The organism is Kitasatospora sp. NPDC048365 (assembly GCF_043200835.1).
Classification (GTDB): domain Bacteria; phylum Actinomycetota; class Actinomycetes; order Streptomycetales; family Streptomycetaceae; genus Kitasatospora; species Kitasatospora terrestris.
The window spans coordinates 23,549-38,770 of sequence record NZ_JBICYJ010000052.1; the positions used below are offsets into that span (position 1 = coordinate 23,549).

General features: G+C 74.0%; 12 protein-coding genes. 1 reads left to right on the forward strand and 11 read right to left on the reverse strand.

Translation table 11 applies throughout. The annotated features are described in order from the left end of the window. Positions 1-77 precede the first annotated feature (77 nt). Positions 78-1,181, forward strand: coding sequence for a PLP-dependent cysteine synthase family protein (locus ACGFX4_RS35340; RefSeq protein ID WP_393083622.1), 1,104 nt, complete (start codon positions 78-80; stop codon positions 1,179-1,181). Between the two features lie 20 nt (positions 1,182-1,201). Here the strand turns inward: ACGFX4_RS35340 and ACGFX4_RS35345 are convergent, their stop codons facing one another. The 11 genes from ACGFX4_RS35345 to ACGFX4_RS35395 all read right to left on the reverse strand — a co-directional run bounded on the left by ACGFX4_RS35345 (position 1,202) and on the right by ACGFX4_RS35395 (position 15,132). Then, positions 1,202-2,518, reverse strand: coding sequence for a DUF4419 domain-containing protein (locus ACGFX4_RS35345; protein WP_393083625.1), 1,317 nt, complete (start codon positions 2,516-2,518; stop codon positions 1,202-1,204). A 72-nt stretch (positions 2,519-2,590) separates the two neighbouring features. Then, positions 2,591-3,397, reverse strand: a complete 807-nt coding sequence (locus ACGFX4_RS35350; protein ID WP_393083628.1) for a DeoR/GlpR family DNA-binding transcription regulator — start codon at positions 3,395-3,397, stop codon at positions 2,591-2,593. 97 nt (positions 3,398-3,494) lie between these two features. Next, entirely contained in the window at positions 3,495-5,885 is a 2,391-nt protein-coding gene (locus ACGFX4_RS35355) for a right-handed parallel beta-helix repeat-containing protein (RefSeq protein WP_393083631.1), read from the reverse strand. Between the two features lie 80 nt (positions 5,886-5,965). After that, complete coding sequence (locus ACGFX4_RS35360; RefSeq protein WP_393083634.1) at positions 5,966-6,823, reverse strand: MOSC domain-containing protein; 858 nt, start codon at positions 6,821-6,823, stop codon at positions 5,966-5,968. Positions 6,824-7,000: 177 nt separating this feature from the next. After that, the gene (locus tag ACGFX4_RS35365; protein ID WP_393083637.1) at positions 7,001-7,678 is read right to left on the reverse strand and encodes a DUF6643 family protein; all 678 of its coding nucleotides are present in this window, start codon (positions 7,676-7,678) and stop codon (positions 7,001-7,003) included. Positions 7,679-7,939: 261 nt separating this feature from the next. Beyond that, entirely contained in the window at positions 7,940-8,392 is a 453-nt protein-coding gene (mscL, locus tag ACGFX4_RS35370; RefSeq protein ID WP_393083640.1) for a large conductance mechanosensitive channel protein MscL, read from the reverse strand. A 115-nt stretch (positions 8,393-8,507) separates the two neighbouring features. Continuing rightward, positions 8,508-9,704 (reverse strand): DegT/DnrJ/EryC1/StrS family aminotransferase, encoded by a 1,197-nt coding sequence (locus ACGFX4_RS35375; RefSeq protein WP_393083643.1) that lies wholly within the window; start codon positions 9,702-9,704, stop codon positions 8,508-8,510. Continuing rightward, positions 9,691-11,235 (reverse strand): hypothetical protein, encoded by a 1,545-nt coding sequence (locus ACGFX4_RS35380; RefSeq protein WP_393083646.1) that lies wholly within the window; start codon positions 11,233-11,235, stop codon positions 9,691-9,693. Before ACGFX4_RS35380 ends, ACGFX4_RS35375 begins: the two co-directional genes overlap by 14 nt. Further along, positions 11,235-12,269 (reverse strand): GNAT family N-acetyltransferase, encoded by a 1,035-nt coding sequence (locus ACGFX4_RS35385; RefSeq protein ID WP_393083648.1) that lies wholly within the window; start codon positions 12,267-12,269, stop codon positions 11,235-11,237. Before ACGFX4_RS35385 ends, ACGFX4_RS35380 begins: the two co-directional genes overlap by 1 nt. A 26-nt stretch (positions 12,270-12,295) precedes the next feature. Next, entirely contained in the window at positions 12,296-13,384 is a 1,089-nt protein-coding gene (locus ACGFX4_RS35390; protein ID WP_393083651.1) for a glycosyltransferase, read from the reverse strand. After that, positions 13,381-15,132: a tyrosine-protein kinase family protein gene (locus ACGFX4_RS35395; protein WP_393083654.1), complete on the reverse strand. Its 1,752-nt coding sequence runs from the start codon at positions 15,130-15,132 to the stop codon at positions 13,381-13,383. The genes ACGFX4_RS35390 and ACGFX4_RS35395 overlap by 4 nt, the downstream gene beginning before the upstream one ends. Positions 15,133-15,222 lie beyond the last annotated feature (90 nt).

Consider the following 15,222-nt stretch of genomic DNA (forward strand, 5'->3'; position numbering starts at 1 on the left):
ACCGCCGTAACGGTCACTTATCGTAATCGACTGTTACACTGGGTGGGGACGAGACCGGCAACCGAGGAGAGCGCGCGATGGCCAGCCCCACTCTGGACGTGGACCGTACCGATGCCGAGTACCGGGCGTGGCTGAAGGAGGCCGTCCGCCGGGTGCAGGCCGACAACAACCGGTCCGCCGACACCCACCTGCTGAGATTCCCGCTGCCCGCCGAGTGGGGCATCGACCTCTACCTCAAGGACGAGTCGACCCACCCGACGGGCAGCCTCAAGCACCGGCTGGCCCGCTCGCTCTTCCTGTACGGGCTGTGCAACGGCTGGATCCGCCCCGACCGGCCGGTGATCGAGGCGTCCAGCGGCTCCACCGCCGTCTCGGAGGCGTACTTCGCCGGCCTGATCGGCGTCCCCTTCATCGCGGTGATGGCCCGCACCACCAGCCGCGCCAAGATCGAACTGATCGAGTTCCACGGCGGCCGATGTCACCTGGTCGACAACCCCTGCGAGGTCTACGAGGTCGCCGCCCGGCTCGCCGCCGAGACCGGCGGGCACTACATGGACCAGTTCACCTACGCCGAGCGGGCCACCGACTGGCGCGGCAACAACAACATCGCCGAGTCGATCTTCGCCCAGCTGCGCCTGGAACCCCACCCCGAGCCGGCCTGGATCGTCGCCACCGCCGGCACCGGCGGCACCTCCGCCACCATCGCCCGGTACGTGCACTACATGCAGCACGACACCCGGATCTGCGTCGCCGACCCGGAGAACTCCTGCTTCTTCGACGGCTGGGTCAAGCACGACCCCGACGCCACCTGCGCCACCGGCTCCCGGATCGAGGGCATCGGCCGGCCCCGGATGGAGCCCAGCTTCGTGCCCGGCGCGATCGACCGGATGATGAAGGTCCCGGACGCCGCCTCGATCGCCGCGATCCGGGTGCTGGAGCAGCTGCTCGGCAAGAAGGCCGGCGCCTCCACCGGCACCGGGCTGTGGAGCGCGCTGCGGATCATCGCCGAGATGCGCGCCGAGGGCCGCACCGGCAGCGTGGTCGGCCTGATCTGCGACCCCGGCGACCGCTACCTCGACAAGTACTACTCCGACGAGTGGCTGGCCGAGCAGGCCATCGACGTCGAGCCGTACCGGGAGCTGATGCTGGCGTTCCTGGCGGGCGCGGCCACCCTCGACTGAGAGTCCCCGTCGGCCGGACGTCAGAGCCAGCTCAGGGCGGCGGGCAGGTCGGCCTCGGACCACAGGGCGTGCACGACCCCCGGTTCGGTGCCCGGCTCGCCGACGTGCCAGCGGCCGTCGGCCGTTCCGAGCACCAGCAGCCCCTGGTCCGCCCCGATCGCCACGGTCGCCTCGGCCCACCCGCCCTCGTGCCGGATCCGGGTGACCGTGTCGACGATCCGCGCCCCGGGCTGCCCGGTGACCCGGCGGATGTCCGCCAGCTGCCAGCGCTCCGGCAGGCGGGGGTCGAGCGGGCCGGTGCGGGGCAGCAGCTCCGCCACGGCCTGGCCGAGCCGGGGGCGAAGCCACTCGCCGTCCCGCTCGATGCCCAGCACGCCGCCGAGGAATGCCATCTCCAGGGTGAGGCCGGGGAAGTGCCACTCGAACGGCACCCGGGAGACGTGCGAGGGGAACTCGCTCTCGCTCACCCGGCCCGCCCCGAACTCCCGCTTGGCGACCGGCCCGTCGCCGGGATAGCGGTGGGCGAGGAAGGCGTTGATCCACCCGGTCACGAAGTCCCCGCCGGACTGCGACTCGTGCTTGTAGATCGAGCGCCAGAAGTCCTGGTCCACGTCCGCGCCCGCCGCCGTCGCCGCGATGGTGTCCAGCACCGGTCGCAGACCCTCGAACCAGGGGCGCAACCCGTCGAACCAGCCCGCCAGTTCGCGGGTCCGGGAGGCGAGCAGCGCCCAGTCGTCGGCTGTGCCCTCCAGGCGGATCCGGGGGATGCCGCACATGGTGATCCACTCGAACCGGACGTACGGGCCGACCACGTCCATCAGCGCGACCAGGGCGGCGGCCGACTCGTTCGGCGTGGTGGTGGAGAAGGCCGGCAGGAACAGCTCCACCGCCTCGGCGCCGACGGCCGCCGACAGCGGCTCCCGGACCAGGTGGATCGAGCGCTGCCAGTCGAACATCGCGAGGTCGTCGTGGACCCGGACCGTCTGCTTCCCGCCGGGCGTCGCGCCGAACAGCCCGGCGTAGGCGTCCGGGTTCAAACGGACGTGGACGGCGACCTCGTGGACGATCGCGTACCAGAGCAGGTCGGGGGAGAGGCTGAGCGGCAGGTGGGCCGCGAAGGCGGTGTGCAGCGCGCGCAGCAGCAGGCTGTCGCCGGACTCGGGTGCCGTCGGTGTGTGTGGGCGGCCGACGAGCCGGTCCGTACTGCGGTGGTGGAGTGCCACCGGGTCGTGCAGCACCGCCCGCAGGAACCGCTCGTTGCCGACCTCGGTCAGCTCGGCGGCCAGCTCGTCCGCGCCGGCGTCCGGTGCGAGCGGCAGGTCGATCTCGACGGCCATGGTGTCCCCCTACTGGTGTGGGGACATCGTCGCAGGTCGTGCCGCCGGTGGAGAAACCCTTTCGGGCCCGGCTCAGCCGGCCAGCAGGACCTCGCGGACGCGGTCGCGGGCGGCGGTGGCGGCGTCGTCGGGGAGGCCGGTGTCGGTGACCCAGGTGTCGACCTCGGTGAGGTCGGCGAAGGTGGAGAGGCCGACGGTGCCCCACTTGGTGTGGTCGGCGACCACGACGGTGCGGCGGGCGGAGCCGATGAACGCGCGGTTGGTCTCGGCCTCGGCGAGGTTGGGGGTGGACAGGCCCGCGTCCAGGGAGAGGCCGTGGGTGCCGAGGAAGAGCAGGTCGAAGCGGAGCGAGCGGATCGACCGGTCGGCGACCGGGCCGACCAGGGCGTCGGACGGGGTGCGCACGCCGCCGGTGAGGACGACGGTCGCCGCCGGTCCGCCCTCCGCGCGGTCGCGCTGCGCCTCGGCGAACACGTCCGCGACCCGGACGGAGTTGGTCACCACGGTGAGGTCCGGGACGGCCGTCAGCCGGTGGGCGAGGGCGAAGGTGGTGGTGCCGCCGGAGAGGGCGATCGCGCTGCCGGGCTGGACCAGGGCGGCGGCGGCCCGGGCGATCTCCTCCTTGGCGGACGGCTCCAGGACCGACTTCGCCTCGAAGCCGGGCTCGTGGGTCCGGGCGGCCTCGACCGAGACCGCGCCGCCGTGCACCTTCTCGACCGAGCCGGCTCGGGCGAGCGCGTCCAGGTCGCGGCGGATCGTCATGTCCGACACGTTCAGCTGCCGGGTCAGCTCGTTGACCCGGACGCCGCCGCGCCGGCGGACCTCGTCCAGGATGAGTGCCCGGCGCTGCTCGGCGAGCAGGTTGCTGGTGTCGGCCACGGACCGTCCCCCTCCGGTGCTGGAAAAGCAGATCGTACGACCAATCCTTGCATGCGGCCCCGACCGGCCGGCCGGGCAGCTCGGCCGGTCAGCTCGATCAGCCGGGCAGATCGGTCGGGACGAGCAGCTGCAGGTCCTCGGTGGAGGGGTCGGGCAGTTGGGCGACCCGCATCGCGTGCCGTTCCACCATGGTCTCGAACACCTGCCGGGCGGTCCGCCCGTTCCCGAAGCCGGCGCTCCGGTCGATCGCGGTGAAGTGGTCGAGCAGCGCGCCCTCGGTGGCCTCGGCGAACCGGTACTCGTGCTCCACGCACTGCGCGCGGGCGATCTGCAGCAGCTCGTCGGCGCTGTAGTCGGGGAAGGTGACGGTCCGGGAGAAACGGGAGGACAGGCCGGGGTTGGCGGCCAGGAAGCGCTCCATCTCGGCGGTGTACCCGGCGACGATCACCACCACCTCGTCGCGGTGGTCCTCCATCAGCTTCACCAGGGTGTCGATCGCCTCCCGGCCGAAGTCGCGGCCGCCGTCCTCCGGCGCCAGCGCGTACGCCTCGTCGACGAAGAGCACCCCGCCGCGCGCCCGGTCGAACGCGGCGGCGGTGCGGATCGCGGTGGAGCCGATGTGCTCGCCGACCAGGTCGACCCGGGCCACCTCGACCAGGTGGCCGCGCTGCAGCACGCCGAGCGAGGCGAGGATCTCGCCGTAGAGCCGGGCCACGGTGGTCTTGCCGGTGCCGGGGGAGCCGGTGAAGACCAGGTGGCGGCGGGGCGAGGGCGCCTTCAGCCCGGCCTGCTGCCGGCGGCGGCCGACCGAGATCAGGTCGATCAGGGTGCGCACCTCCTGCTTGACGGTGGCGAGGCCGACCAGGGCGTCCAGTTCGGCGAGCGCCTCGTCGGCCGGGCGGCAGTCGGGGATCGGGCCGATCTGCGGCGGGGCGGCGAGCGCGGGGGCGGCGAGAACGGGGGCGGTGGTGGCCCGCAGCGGCTCGGGACGGGGAGCGGGCAGGTCGGTCGGCGTGGGGGCGACGTCGTCGGAGGTGCAGCCCTCGGCGATCGGGCCCGGCTCGGCGAACTCGAAGCCGGCCCGGGCGTTGCCCTCGGCGCGGCAGCGCACCAGCCGGGTCCGGCAGCCGTCGATGACGTGGAAGCCGAAGCCGCGGCCCTGGGTGACCCGGACCTCCTCGAAGGTGCCGCGGCCCTGCGCCGACACGTACACCCCGGCGTCCGCGGCGCCGCGCACCGTGCAGTCGCGCAGCACCGGGTCGGCGCCCTTGGTGACGATCACCCCGGTGGCCACCTCGGCGATCTCGCAGCCGGTCAGCAGGCCGCCGCTGCCGTGGTCGCGGAACCACAGGCCGGTGCCGGTCCGCTGGATCCGGCAGTCGGTCAGTTCGGCGGTGGCGCCGCTGCTGACGGAGACCGCGGAGCTGCGGACGCCGGTGAAGGAGCAGTCGCGGGCGGTGGCGGTGGAGCCCTGGTCGAGGACGAAGAGCGCGTCGGGGAGGTCGTCCAGGGCGCAGTCGGTGAGGGCGACGGCGGCGCCGTCGCTCACCCACAGCGCCGGGTAGTCGCCGGTGGAGGAGTGGAAGCGGCTGCCCTCGGCCTCGGCCCGGGTGCCGGTGTCCCAGACGGAGAGCGCGCCGCGGCCGAAGTCGTGCACGGTGGAGCGGTTCAGCACCAGGCGGGAGCGGCCGCGCAGGTCGGCGGCGTTCTCCGGGAGGTCGTGCACCCGGCAGCCGTCGAGGGTGAGTTCGGCCTCGGTGTCGAGGGTGAGGCCGTTGCCGGTCACCCGGTGCACGGTGCAGTCGGTGAGCCGTCCGGTCGCCTGCGACTCGGCCTGGACGCCGCTGCCGCGCACCTCGTAGATCTCGCAGCCGGTGAGCTCGACGGTGGTCCCGGAGTCGGCGAGCAGGACGCCGGCGCCGCCGGCGTGGTGGATGCGGCAGCGCTCGAACCGGGCGGTCGAGCCGCCGAGGACGGCGATGCCGGCCTGGGCCGCGGCCGCGCTCTCGCAGTCCCGCAGCTCGGCCTCGGCGCCGCCGCGCAGGCGGATGCCGAGGCCGGTCGGGTTGTCGACCAGGCAGCCGGTCAGGGTGGCGCGGGCGCCGTCGGCGATCTCCACGCCGACGGCGGCCCGGGCCTCCACCCGGCAGTCGGCGAGCTCGGCGGCCGCCTTCGGGCCGGTGATCAGGACGGCGGGCGCGGCGGTGTCGGAGCCCTCGATGACCAGGCCGTGGACGGTCGCGGCGGCGGTGACGGTCAGCGGGACGCCGAGCGGCGGGTCGATCCGGACGCTGCCCGGGCCCTCGGCGGGGCGCAGCGTCACCGCCTTGTCGACCAGCACCGCCTCCCGGAAGGTGCCGGGCCGCAGGGTGAGGGTGTCACCCGGTTCGGCGGCGATCAGCGCTTCGGCGAGCGACTGGTAGTCGCCGGCGCGGCGGCGCCAGCGCGAGGCGCTGTCCTGGGTGACCCTGACCCTGTGCTCAGCCATGACGGTCTGTCATCCCCACCTTCGTCGACTGCGGTCACAGTACCTGGGAGCGGTGCGTTCGCCCGGTGCAACGAGTACGGCTACAGGACGGTCACCTGGTCGCCGAGCCGGAGGGTGCCCAGGGTGTCGCCCACGGTGCCTTCCGGCCGGATCGGCACCAGGTTCTGGCCGAAGACCAGCTTCTGGCCGAACCGGCGGTAGCGGCCGAGGGCGCGCAGCGGCTCGGGCCCGCGCCGGATGCCGGTCTCCTGGTCGGTGGTGGTGACCAGGCAGCGGCCGCACGGCTTGACCACGCGGAACTCCAGCTCGCCGATCCGGATCCGCCGCCAGTCGTCCTCGGCCCAGGCGTCGGTGCCGGAGACGACGACGTTGGGCCGGAACCGCTCCATCGGGAGGGCCGCGCCCTTGACCGGGTCGTCCGGGTGGTCCTCGGCGATCCGGCGGTTGAGGTCGTCGAGCGAGGCGGTGGTGGTGAGCAGCAGCGGGTAGCCGTCGGCGAAGGAGACGGTCTCGCCCGGGTCGGCGTACGCGGGGTCGATCGGCCGGCCGGTGTCGGGCCGGTCGAGGTGGACCAGGCGGACCTCGCCGAGCCGCTCGGCGAAGAAGCGCTCCGCCTCGGCGGCGGCCAGGGCGGCGGCGATGCGGGTGCCGAAGACGTCGACCTCGACCTCGTCCGCGCCGTCCTTGACCAGCGGGACCGGGACGGTGACGGTGGCGCCGTCGGGGGCGGTGACGGTGAGCGTGCCGTCCTCGGCGGGCCGGACGCGGTACTGGCCGAGCGCGGGCTCCTCGCGCTGGGTGAGCGCCTTGCCGCGTGGGTCGACGAGCATCCAGCGGCGGTCGCCGGCCAGGCCCCAGGGCTCGACCCGGGCGCTGTCCGGGCTCAGCCGGTAGGTGGACTTGACGGGGTAGAGGTGCAGTCCGGTCAGCTGTGGCATGGGCCCATCCTGCCAGCCGCCCGCGCCCGTCCGGCAGGCGGTCGGGGTGCCGTCGTCCGGCCCCGGACGTGCGAAGGCCGCCCGCACCGTGGATGGTGCGGGCGGCCCCGGGGGTGACCCCTGCTCCGCTCGTGCCGCCCGGCTCCCTCGTGCGCCGGGCGGGCGGGTCAGGTCGGCTCAGCCGGCCTGCGGGTACTGCTGGTACTGGCCGTACTGCTGCGGGGCCTGGTACTGCTGCGGCACCACCGGACGGACCGGGGCGACCGGAGCGGCCGGGCGCAGCTGGTTGCCGCCGAAGCTCTGGTCGGCGGAGTAGCCGGCCTGCGGGGCCTGCGCGCCGAAGCCCTGGCTGCCGAAGCTCGGCGCACCGAAGGACTGCGGGGCGGAGGCGAAGCCGTTCTGCGGCTGGCCCTGGCCGGCGAAGCCCTGGGCGGCGCCGCCGTACGGGGCCTGCGGCTGGGCCGGCTGGAAGGCGGCCGGTCCGGCCGGGCGCTGGCCCGGGAGGTACGGCTGCGGGGCGGACGGGTAGCCGGCCTGCGGGGCGGCGGCGTAACCGCCGGTGGGCTGGGCGGGCATGCTCGGCGCCGGGGCGCTGCTCGGGCCGGGGCCCAGGGCGAGACGCGCGGGCGGCAGGGCGGGCAGGTTGCTCGCGGGGCTGTCGTAGCCGCCGTAGCTCGACCCGCTGTAGCTGCCGTAACCGGAGCTGTAGGAGGAGGAGGGGAGTGCCGGGGGCACATTGATCGGGGCGATCTGCGGGATGCCGCGCTCTGCGACCAAGCTGTCGTAGATGGGCGTGCCGGAGGAGAAAGACGGAGAGGGGTAGCCGACTCCGTCGTAGGAGCGGGGCGAGGTCATGGGGCATACCGTAAGCCCACAATGCGCCTGCTGAGGAGAGTGGGAAGCCCGGGAGTTCAACTGTTTACAGAGTCTTCGCGTGCACAAAGGGTCCGAATGTGACGAAGAACGGACAATTGGTCGGGCAGATTCCGGCCATCGCGGACGTCTGACGGGCAGTGGAACACCCGGCGAAGCGACGACGGCGACCCTCCGGCGGTCGGATGACCGGATCCGGAGGGTGCGGGGAGTGTCGACGGCCCGTGGGGCGTCAACAATTTGTCAACGAGTGGGCTGCAGGGGGCTCGCCTGGGCCGGGAAGCCGGGACGTCCGGCCAGCTCGCTGGTGCAGTGCGCGCAGCGGGTCGCCGCGGCCGGCACGGTGGACAGGCACTCCGGGCAGTCGGCCTTCTTGACCGGGGTCTCCTTGACCGGGTTGAACCGGTTCTGGAGCTTGCCGACCGGCACCACCACGGCGAAGTAGATCACCGCGGCGATCAGCACGAAGCTGATCAGCGCGTTGAGGAAGGCGCCGTACGGGAAGTTGGTGCCGCCCACCACGAAGTGCTTCTGGCTGAAGTCGCCGACCGCGCCGGTGGCGACGCCGATCAGCGGGGTCAGGAAGGCGGTGACGAACCCGGTGACGACGGCGGTGAAGGCCGCGCCGATGACGATGCCGACCGCCAGGTCGACCACGTTGCCGCGCAGCAGGAAACTGCGGAATCCCTTGAACATGGCCGCCATCGTGCCCGGCCAACAGCCGTGCGGTCCAACCGAGTTCACCTGAATTGCGCAATCTGCGAACCGCCGTGCGAGGCCCGGAGGAGTGTCCCCCCTCCGGGCCCGGCGGTCAGACGGCGGCGGCCAGCTGCTCCGCGTGCGGCTGGATCCGGACCACCGCGTCGGCGATCCGGCGGACGGTGGCGGTGTCCATGTGCGTCCACAGCGGGACGGTCAGCACCGACTCGGCCAGCCGGTCGGTGACCGGCAGCGACTCGGCCTGGCCCAGGTAGGCGTACGACTTCTGCCGCTGCAGCGGCGGGTGGAAGTAGCGCCGGGTGTCGATGCCCTCGGCCTTCAGCGCGTCGGCCAGCTGCCGGTTGGTGAGCCCGAAGGCGTCCGCGTCCAGGATCAGGGTGAGGTCCTTGAAGGTGGACACGTCGCCCTCCTCCGGCAGCGCCAGGCGCAGGCCCGGCAGGCCCGCGACGGCGGAGGCGAAGGCCGCGACCAGCGAGCCGCGGTGCGCCACCCGCTGCGGCAGGTCGGCCAGCCAGGCCAGGCCGACCGCGGCGTGCAGCTCGCTCATCCGGGCGTTCAGCCCGTGGAAGAGCGTGTCGTAGTCGCCCGGGTTGCCGTAGTCGCGGCCGGTGCGGATGGTGGCGGCCAGGTCGGCGTCGCGGGTGGCGACCAGGCCGCCCTCGCCGGCCACCGCGACCTTGGTCGGGCTCATCGAGAACACCTCGGCCAGGCCGAAGTTCCCGACCGGCACGCCCTTGCGGCTGGAGCCCAGGCCGTGCGCGGCGTCGTACACCAGCGGCACCCCGGCGGCGTCGGCGATCCGCTGCAGCTCCTCGGTCCGGCACGGGGTGCCGTACACGTGGGTGGCCATCAGCGCGACCGGGCGGTCGGCGGCCTTGAGCTTGGCCTCGGCGTCCGCCGGGTCCAGGGTGATGTCCTCGACCCGGGCCTCGGCGAACAGCGGGGTGCCGCCCGCCCAGCGCGCGGCGTGCGCGGTCGCCGAGAAGCTGAAGCCCGGCATCACCACCGAGCCGCCGTCGCCCACCCCGGCGGCCTGCAGCACCAGCATCAGGCCGGCGGTGCAGTTGGAGACCGCCACCACGTGCTCCACGCCGATCAGTTCGGCGGCGCGCTGCTCCAGCTCGCGGACGGTCGGGCCGTTGGTCAGCATGCCGCTGTCGAGGACGCTGCCGAGCCGGGCCAACAGCTCCTCGCGCCCGGGGACCTCCAGCCGGGTGAGCGGCAGGCCCTCGGGGAAGGCGGCGGAGCCGCCGAGGGCGGCGGGCAGGTTCTGGTCAGTGGTCGTCATGGTCGGGTCGATCCCCCCTGGGTCGATGTGGTGGCTCCGGCGCGCCCACGCGGGCCGGAGGGTCGGTGGGGGCGCCGGCCACCGGCGCGCGTTCGCCCCACTGGCCGGGCTGGACCTTCCACACCGGCGGCCGCCGCCGCTGGAAGGTCCGGGCGGCCGTCTCGGGTTTCGGCACGGCCAGCAGCACCAGCACCAGCGGCAGCACCTGGACGCGCTCGCGGGACAGGATGCCGAGGTTGTTGATGGTCGAGAAGGCCCAGCAGAACAGCAGCGTGTACACCATCGTGAAGGCGATGTACGAACGGCTGACGAACAGCCGGGGGATCTTCCGCAGCCGCGGCCAGTCCCGGACGAACATCACCAGCAGCGCGAAGCACTCCACCGACTGGACCAGGTTCTGCACGTTCGAGGCCTCGAACGGGAACGGGCGGAAGAGCACGCTGACCACGGCCACCGGCAGGCCCGCCGGGTTGAGGCTGAATGCGGGTGCCGCCTCGTCGGCCGACGGCTGGTTGATCACCGAGGACCCCTGCGAGGTGCGCCGCGAGGTCTCCGAGAGCACGTGGTTGACCGCGTCACCGTTGGCACCCTCGGTGCCGAAGAAGGTCGACACCTGCTGCAGCATCAGCATCACCATCACGCCCAGCACCGCCACGGTCAGCACCGCGCGCAGCGGGCCGAGCGCGGAGACCTGCTGCGGACGCTTGCGCAGCACGTACGCCACCATCAGGCCGGCGCCCGCCAGCACCGTGACGTGCGGGCGGACCATCGCGGTGCCCAGCGAGCCGATCGCGATGCAGGCGAAGGCGCCGAACCGGCGGTCCAGCAGCCGGGCCACGCCGTAGGTGGTCAGGCCCAGGCAGAACATCATCCAGGCGTCCTTGCCGATGCTGGACGGCCAGAACAGCAGCGAGGGCAGGAAGAACACCAGCTTGGCGTAGCGGCGCGCGTCGGCCTCCGGGAAGGCGATCTGCAGCGCCCGCCAGAAGAACAGCAGGCCCCAGAAGCCCAGCCAGGAGAAGACCAGGAAGCCGCCGACCAGGGTCGGCCCGGTGACCGCGTACACCACGCCGGTGACGATGATGATGAAACCGGTGCCGGCCACCTTCATGCCCAGGTCGTAGTGGATGCCGCTGCTCAACAGGTCGGTGGTGTCCAGGTACCGGGCCAGCTCGCTGCCGCGCTGGTGGTACATCTTGGCGTCGGCCGCGCCGCCGTACAGCACGAAGGCCATCAGGTAGCGGGGGAAGGCGCAGAGCAGCTTGAGGCCCATGGCGAGCATCAGCAGCTTGAAGATCCCGCGCTCGGGGTTGGCCGCCGCGACCCGGGCCAGGATCGGGGTGCCGATCACCATCAGGGCCGGGGCGACCAGCAGCGCGCCCCAGGTGTCGTACGTGGTGTGCACCATCGCCAGCACGAACACCATGAGGTAGCCGAGCACCAGGGCGGCGGCCAGGACGGAGAGCTGCTGGCGGCGGGCCAGGGTGCGCAGGCCGGCCACCCGCTGCTCCACCCGGGCGGGCGGGCGCATCAGAAGACCTCCAGGTCGCCGAGGCCGAACCGCCAGGTGGCCAGGGTGTGCTCGGCCGGGAGCGGGCCGGTCGGCGTGCGCGCGGCGAGCGTCATGCCGGTGCGCGGCGCGGTCAGGTAGCCGCGGCGCAGCGCGGCCTGGGCGGCCTCGGTGCCGGGGGCCAGGTGGGTGGCGGCGTGGTCGCAGCCGGACGCGGCGGCGGCCCGCAGCAGCCGGGCGGCGCTGCCCCGGTCGCCGGGGCGGACGATCACCTCGGCGAGGGTGAACTCGGCGAGCGGCCCGCGCCGGCGGGGCCGGCCGAAGGCCACGCCGGCGAGCTCCCCGCCGCGTTCGCAGGTCAGCACCCGGTAGTCTAGGCCGGGCGCCTCGCCGTAGCGCCAGGCCAGGTACTCGGCGGTGCGCGGGGTGGCGAGCCGGGTGTCGGCCAGGTCGGCCTCGGCCCGTTCGGCGAGCAGCCCGTCCAGCCCGGCCGGCTTGTCGGCGAACCACCGCTCGGCGGTGGGCAGGTGGCAGGCCGGCGGACGCTGCGCGGAGGCGCGGCGGGCCAGCGCCGCGCTGGCGCCGCGGGCGAAGGCGGTGGGCCGGGCCACCCGGATCGCGATCGGCACCTGGCCGAGCTCCCGCCAGCCCATCTTGAGGTAGCCGGGCAGGCTGTTGCCGTTGGGCGTGTTGAACACCAACTCGGCATCCCCCGAGACCTGTTCGAGCAGGTCGACGGTGAGCCGGCGGAAGATGCCGCGGCCCTGGAAGTCCGGATGGGTGGCGGTGTCCACCGGCCGGACGGCGGCCACCGGGCGGCCGTCGGCGCCGCGGAACTGCCAGCGCAGGAACAGCCGCACCCCGGCGAGCCGCCCGTCCGGCGCGACCGCGACCAGGCCGGGGCTGTCGCCGAACGGGTTGCGCCGGTGCTTCCAGGTGAAGAAGTCGGCACTGCGGGTGCCGGTCGGCCCGCCCGCCAGCGAGGCGGTCAGCAGCTCCAGCACCGCCGGCGTGTCCGCCTCGTCGAACTGACGGTACGTCAGGTCGGAACTCACGTTCGTCCTCTGTCCCTTCAGGGGATTCAGCGGGCCAGCACCCGGGCGTACACCTGCTCGATCGAGCGCTGGGCGCCGGCCACGTCGAAGCTCTTGGACCGCTCCCGGGCGGCCGAGCCCAGCCGCTCGCGCAGCCCGCCGTCGCCCGCCAGCCGGCCCAGCGCGGCGGCCAGCGCCGCCGGGTCGCCCGGCGGCACCAGGAAGCCCTGCTCGCCGTCGTCCAGCACCTCGGGCATGCCGCCGACCCGGGTCACCACCGAGGGCAGGCCCGAGGTCATCGCCTCCATCAGCGCCACCGGCAGGCCCTCGGCCCGGGAGCTCAGGGTGAACACGTCCAGGCCCGGCAGCAACGCCGGAACATCCGACCGCGAACCCGCGAACACCACCGACTCGCCCGCCTGGGCGCGCAGTTGCTGCTCCAGCGGGCCCGCGCCGATCAGCACCAGCGCGGCCGAGGGGTGCTCCCGGCGCAGCTGCGCGAACGCGGCCAGCAGGGTCGCCTGGTCCTTCTTCGGGGTCAGGTTGCCGACCGTGCCGATCACCACCGCCTCCTGCGGCAGGCCCAGCGCCTCCCGGGCGGCGGCCCGCGCCGCGGGCCCCTCCGGCGCCCCGGTCAGGTCCGGGCCGTGGTGCACCACCGTCACCCAGTCGCCCGGGCGGCGGCGGCCGATGGTGCCCGCCACCGCGTGCGAGACCGCGATCACCGCGTCGTTGCGCCGGTAGGTCAGCGCGTTCGCCCAGCGGGTCGGCGTCCGGTAGCGCTCCCAGACGTTGTGCTCGGTGTGCACCAGCCGCGCCCCGCGCGGACCCAGCGTCAGCAGCCGCGCCGCGACCGCCGGGACCGGCATGTGCGAGTGCACCAGGTCGTACCGGCGCTCCGCCAGCAGCGACCGCAGCCGCCACGGCCACAGCGCCCCCGGCGCCCCGCCCAGGCAGTGCGTGCGCACCCCGGCCGCCTCCAGCGCCGGCACCAGCGCGTCCTTGTACGGCAGCACGTACGCCACCTCGAACTCGTACCGCGAGGTGTCGGCGTTCCGCGCGCAGTTGACCAGCAGCTGCTCCGCGCCGCCGCGGCCCAGGCCCTTGGCCAGCCACAGCACCCTCCGCCTGGTCACAGGTCCTCCCCGAGGCGCAGCTGCAGGGTGCTCTCGTTCTCCGCTTCCTGCGGCCCCTCGGGCGCCGGGCGCCGGGCCCAGCTCGGCTTGTGCTCCTGCGGCTCCGCCGCGGCCGGCCGCGGGACGGACGGCAGCGGGGCGGAGGCGCCCGCCGAACGGGCCGCGGCCGCCGAGGCCCGGGCCGAACCCGGCTTGCGGCGCAGCCCGGTCGGGCCGTCCGTGCCGAGCAGCGCCACACCGGCCACCGGCACACCGGTGCGGGCCAGCAGCTCCGCCACCCGGTCGGCCTCCTCCGGCTTCACGTTGCCCGCCATCACGGTCACCAGCACCGCGTCCGCGTGCCGCACCAGCTCGTACGCGTCGTTGGCGTGCAGCAGCGGCGAGGAGTCGACCAGCACCACGTCCGCGTGCCGCTGCGCCCGGCGCAGCACCTCGCCCGCCCGCAGCACCAGCGCCGCCGGGTACGCGGTGGCGGTGTTGCCGCCGGGGATCAGCGAGACGCCCTCCACGTTGGTGCGCCGGATCAGGTCGCCCGGGTCGGTCAGCTGCTCGCCGCTCAGCAGCTCGGCCATGCCCGGGCCCTCGCCGACCCCGAAGTGCACGTGCGTCTGCGGGTGGCGGAAGTCGCAGTCCAGCACCAGCACCTGGCGGCCGGTCTCGGCGAGCGCCGCCGCCAGGTTCGCCACCGTGCTGGTCCGGCCGTCACCGCTGCGGCCCGACATCACCAGGATCACCGGCGCCGGGTTGGCCCGCCGCCGGGCGGCCCGGGCCGCCGGGTCCGTCGCGCCGTCGCCGATCTGCTGCGCCAGCACGTCCGGGCCGGTCAGCAGCAGGGTCGAGCGCAGCGACCGGAAGGCCTCCGCCGCCGGGTCCGACGGGCGGGCCACCACCAGCGGCTCGCGCAGCCGGCGGTTGCGCCGGGACAGCAGCGGGATCTCGCCGATCACCGGGAGGTTGAACGCCTCCTCGGCGCCGTTGCGGGTGCGCAGCCGGGAGTCCATCCGGCTCAGCATCAGCGCCGCCACCACGCCCAGGCCCAGGCCCAGCACCACCGCGATGCTCATCCGCAGGCCCCGGCTGGGCGCCGAGAGGAAGTTGCCGCCGGTCTCCTTGCAGTCGATCGAACCCCACTGCTGGATCGCGTCGGTCTGGCTGTAGTTGCGCAGGTCGCCGATGGCGCCCAGGGTCTTGGTCAGCGAGGCGATCGCACTGTCCAGCTGCGGCTTCAGCTTCGGCTGGTCGGCCGGGCGGGCGGAGGAGAAGTCCCGCTGCAGCTGGTCGACCTGCTCCTGCTGCTCCTTGGCCTGGGCCTGCAGCCGCTTGATCGACTCGTCGGCGCTGCGCTTGGACTCCTGGCTGTAGCCGGTGATGGTCGCGTCGGAGAGCGCCTGCGCCAGCTCCGCCGCCGACTGCTGGGTCGGCCCGGTGGTGGTGAACTGCAGCATCTGGGTGGACGCCGCGGCCACCGTGCGGCGTGCCGACAGGCCCGCCACGTCCATGATGTGCAGCTTCTGCGCGGCCGCCGTGGTCACCGAGGAGCCCTGCGCGTAGGACAGCACCTGGTCGGCCCGGACGGTGTCCGCCGCGCCCGCGACCGGCGTTATGGCGACCTTGCACTGCCACTTGCCGTCGTCCACCGCGTCACCGGCCGGGGTGAGCAGGAAGCCGAGCAGCAGAGCAGCCGCGGTGCAGCCGGCCAGCAGTCGCCAGTACCGTCGGAGGACAGTGAAAAGGTTTGCCGGTTCCACCGGTTGGTTCCCCTCGCGTTGCAGGTGCGATGCGCATGCTTGCCGTCCGCGACCTGCGGCGCAAGCACTTTGGTGATACCGATATCAGTG

What these genes read in the sequence shown, in the direction of transcription:
- mscL (WP_393083640.1), bottom strand. Translation starts at nt 8,392, where the DNA reads ATGTTCAAGGGATTCCGCAGTTTCCTGCTGCGCGGCAACGTGGTCGAC.
- ACGFX4_RS35345 (WP_393083625.1), bottom strand. Translation starts at nt 2,518, where the DNA reads ATGGCCGTCGAGATCGACCTGCCGCTCGCACCGGACGCCGGCGCGGAC.
- ACGFX4_RS35375 (WP_393083643.1), bottom strand. Translation starts at nt 9,704, where the DNA reads ATGACGACCACTGACCAGAACCTGCCCGCCGCCCTCGGCGGCTCCGCC.
- ACGFX4_RS35380 (WP_393083646.1), bottom strand. Translation starts at nt 11,235, where the DNA reads ATGCGCCCGCCCGCCCGGGTGGAGCAGCGGGTGGCCGGCCTGCGCACC.
- ACGFX4_RS35360 (WP_393083634.1), bottom strand. Translation starts at nt 6,823, where the DNA reads ATGCCACAGCTGACCGGACTGCACCTCTACCCCGTCAAGTCCACCTAC.
- ACGFX4_RS35355 (WP_393083631.1), bottom strand. Translation starts at nt 5,885, where the DNA reads ATGGCTGAGCACAGGGTCAGGGTCACCCAGGACAGCGCCTCGCGCTGG.
- ACGFX4_RS35340 (WP_393083622.1), top strand. Translation starts at nt 78, where the DNA reads ATGGCCAGCCCCACTCTGGACGTGGACCGTACCGATGCCGAGTACCGG.
- ACGFX4_RS35365 (WP_393083637.1), bottom strand. Translation starts at nt 7,678, where the DNA reads ATGACCTCGCCCCGCTCCTACGACGGAGTCGGCTACCCCTCTCCGTCT.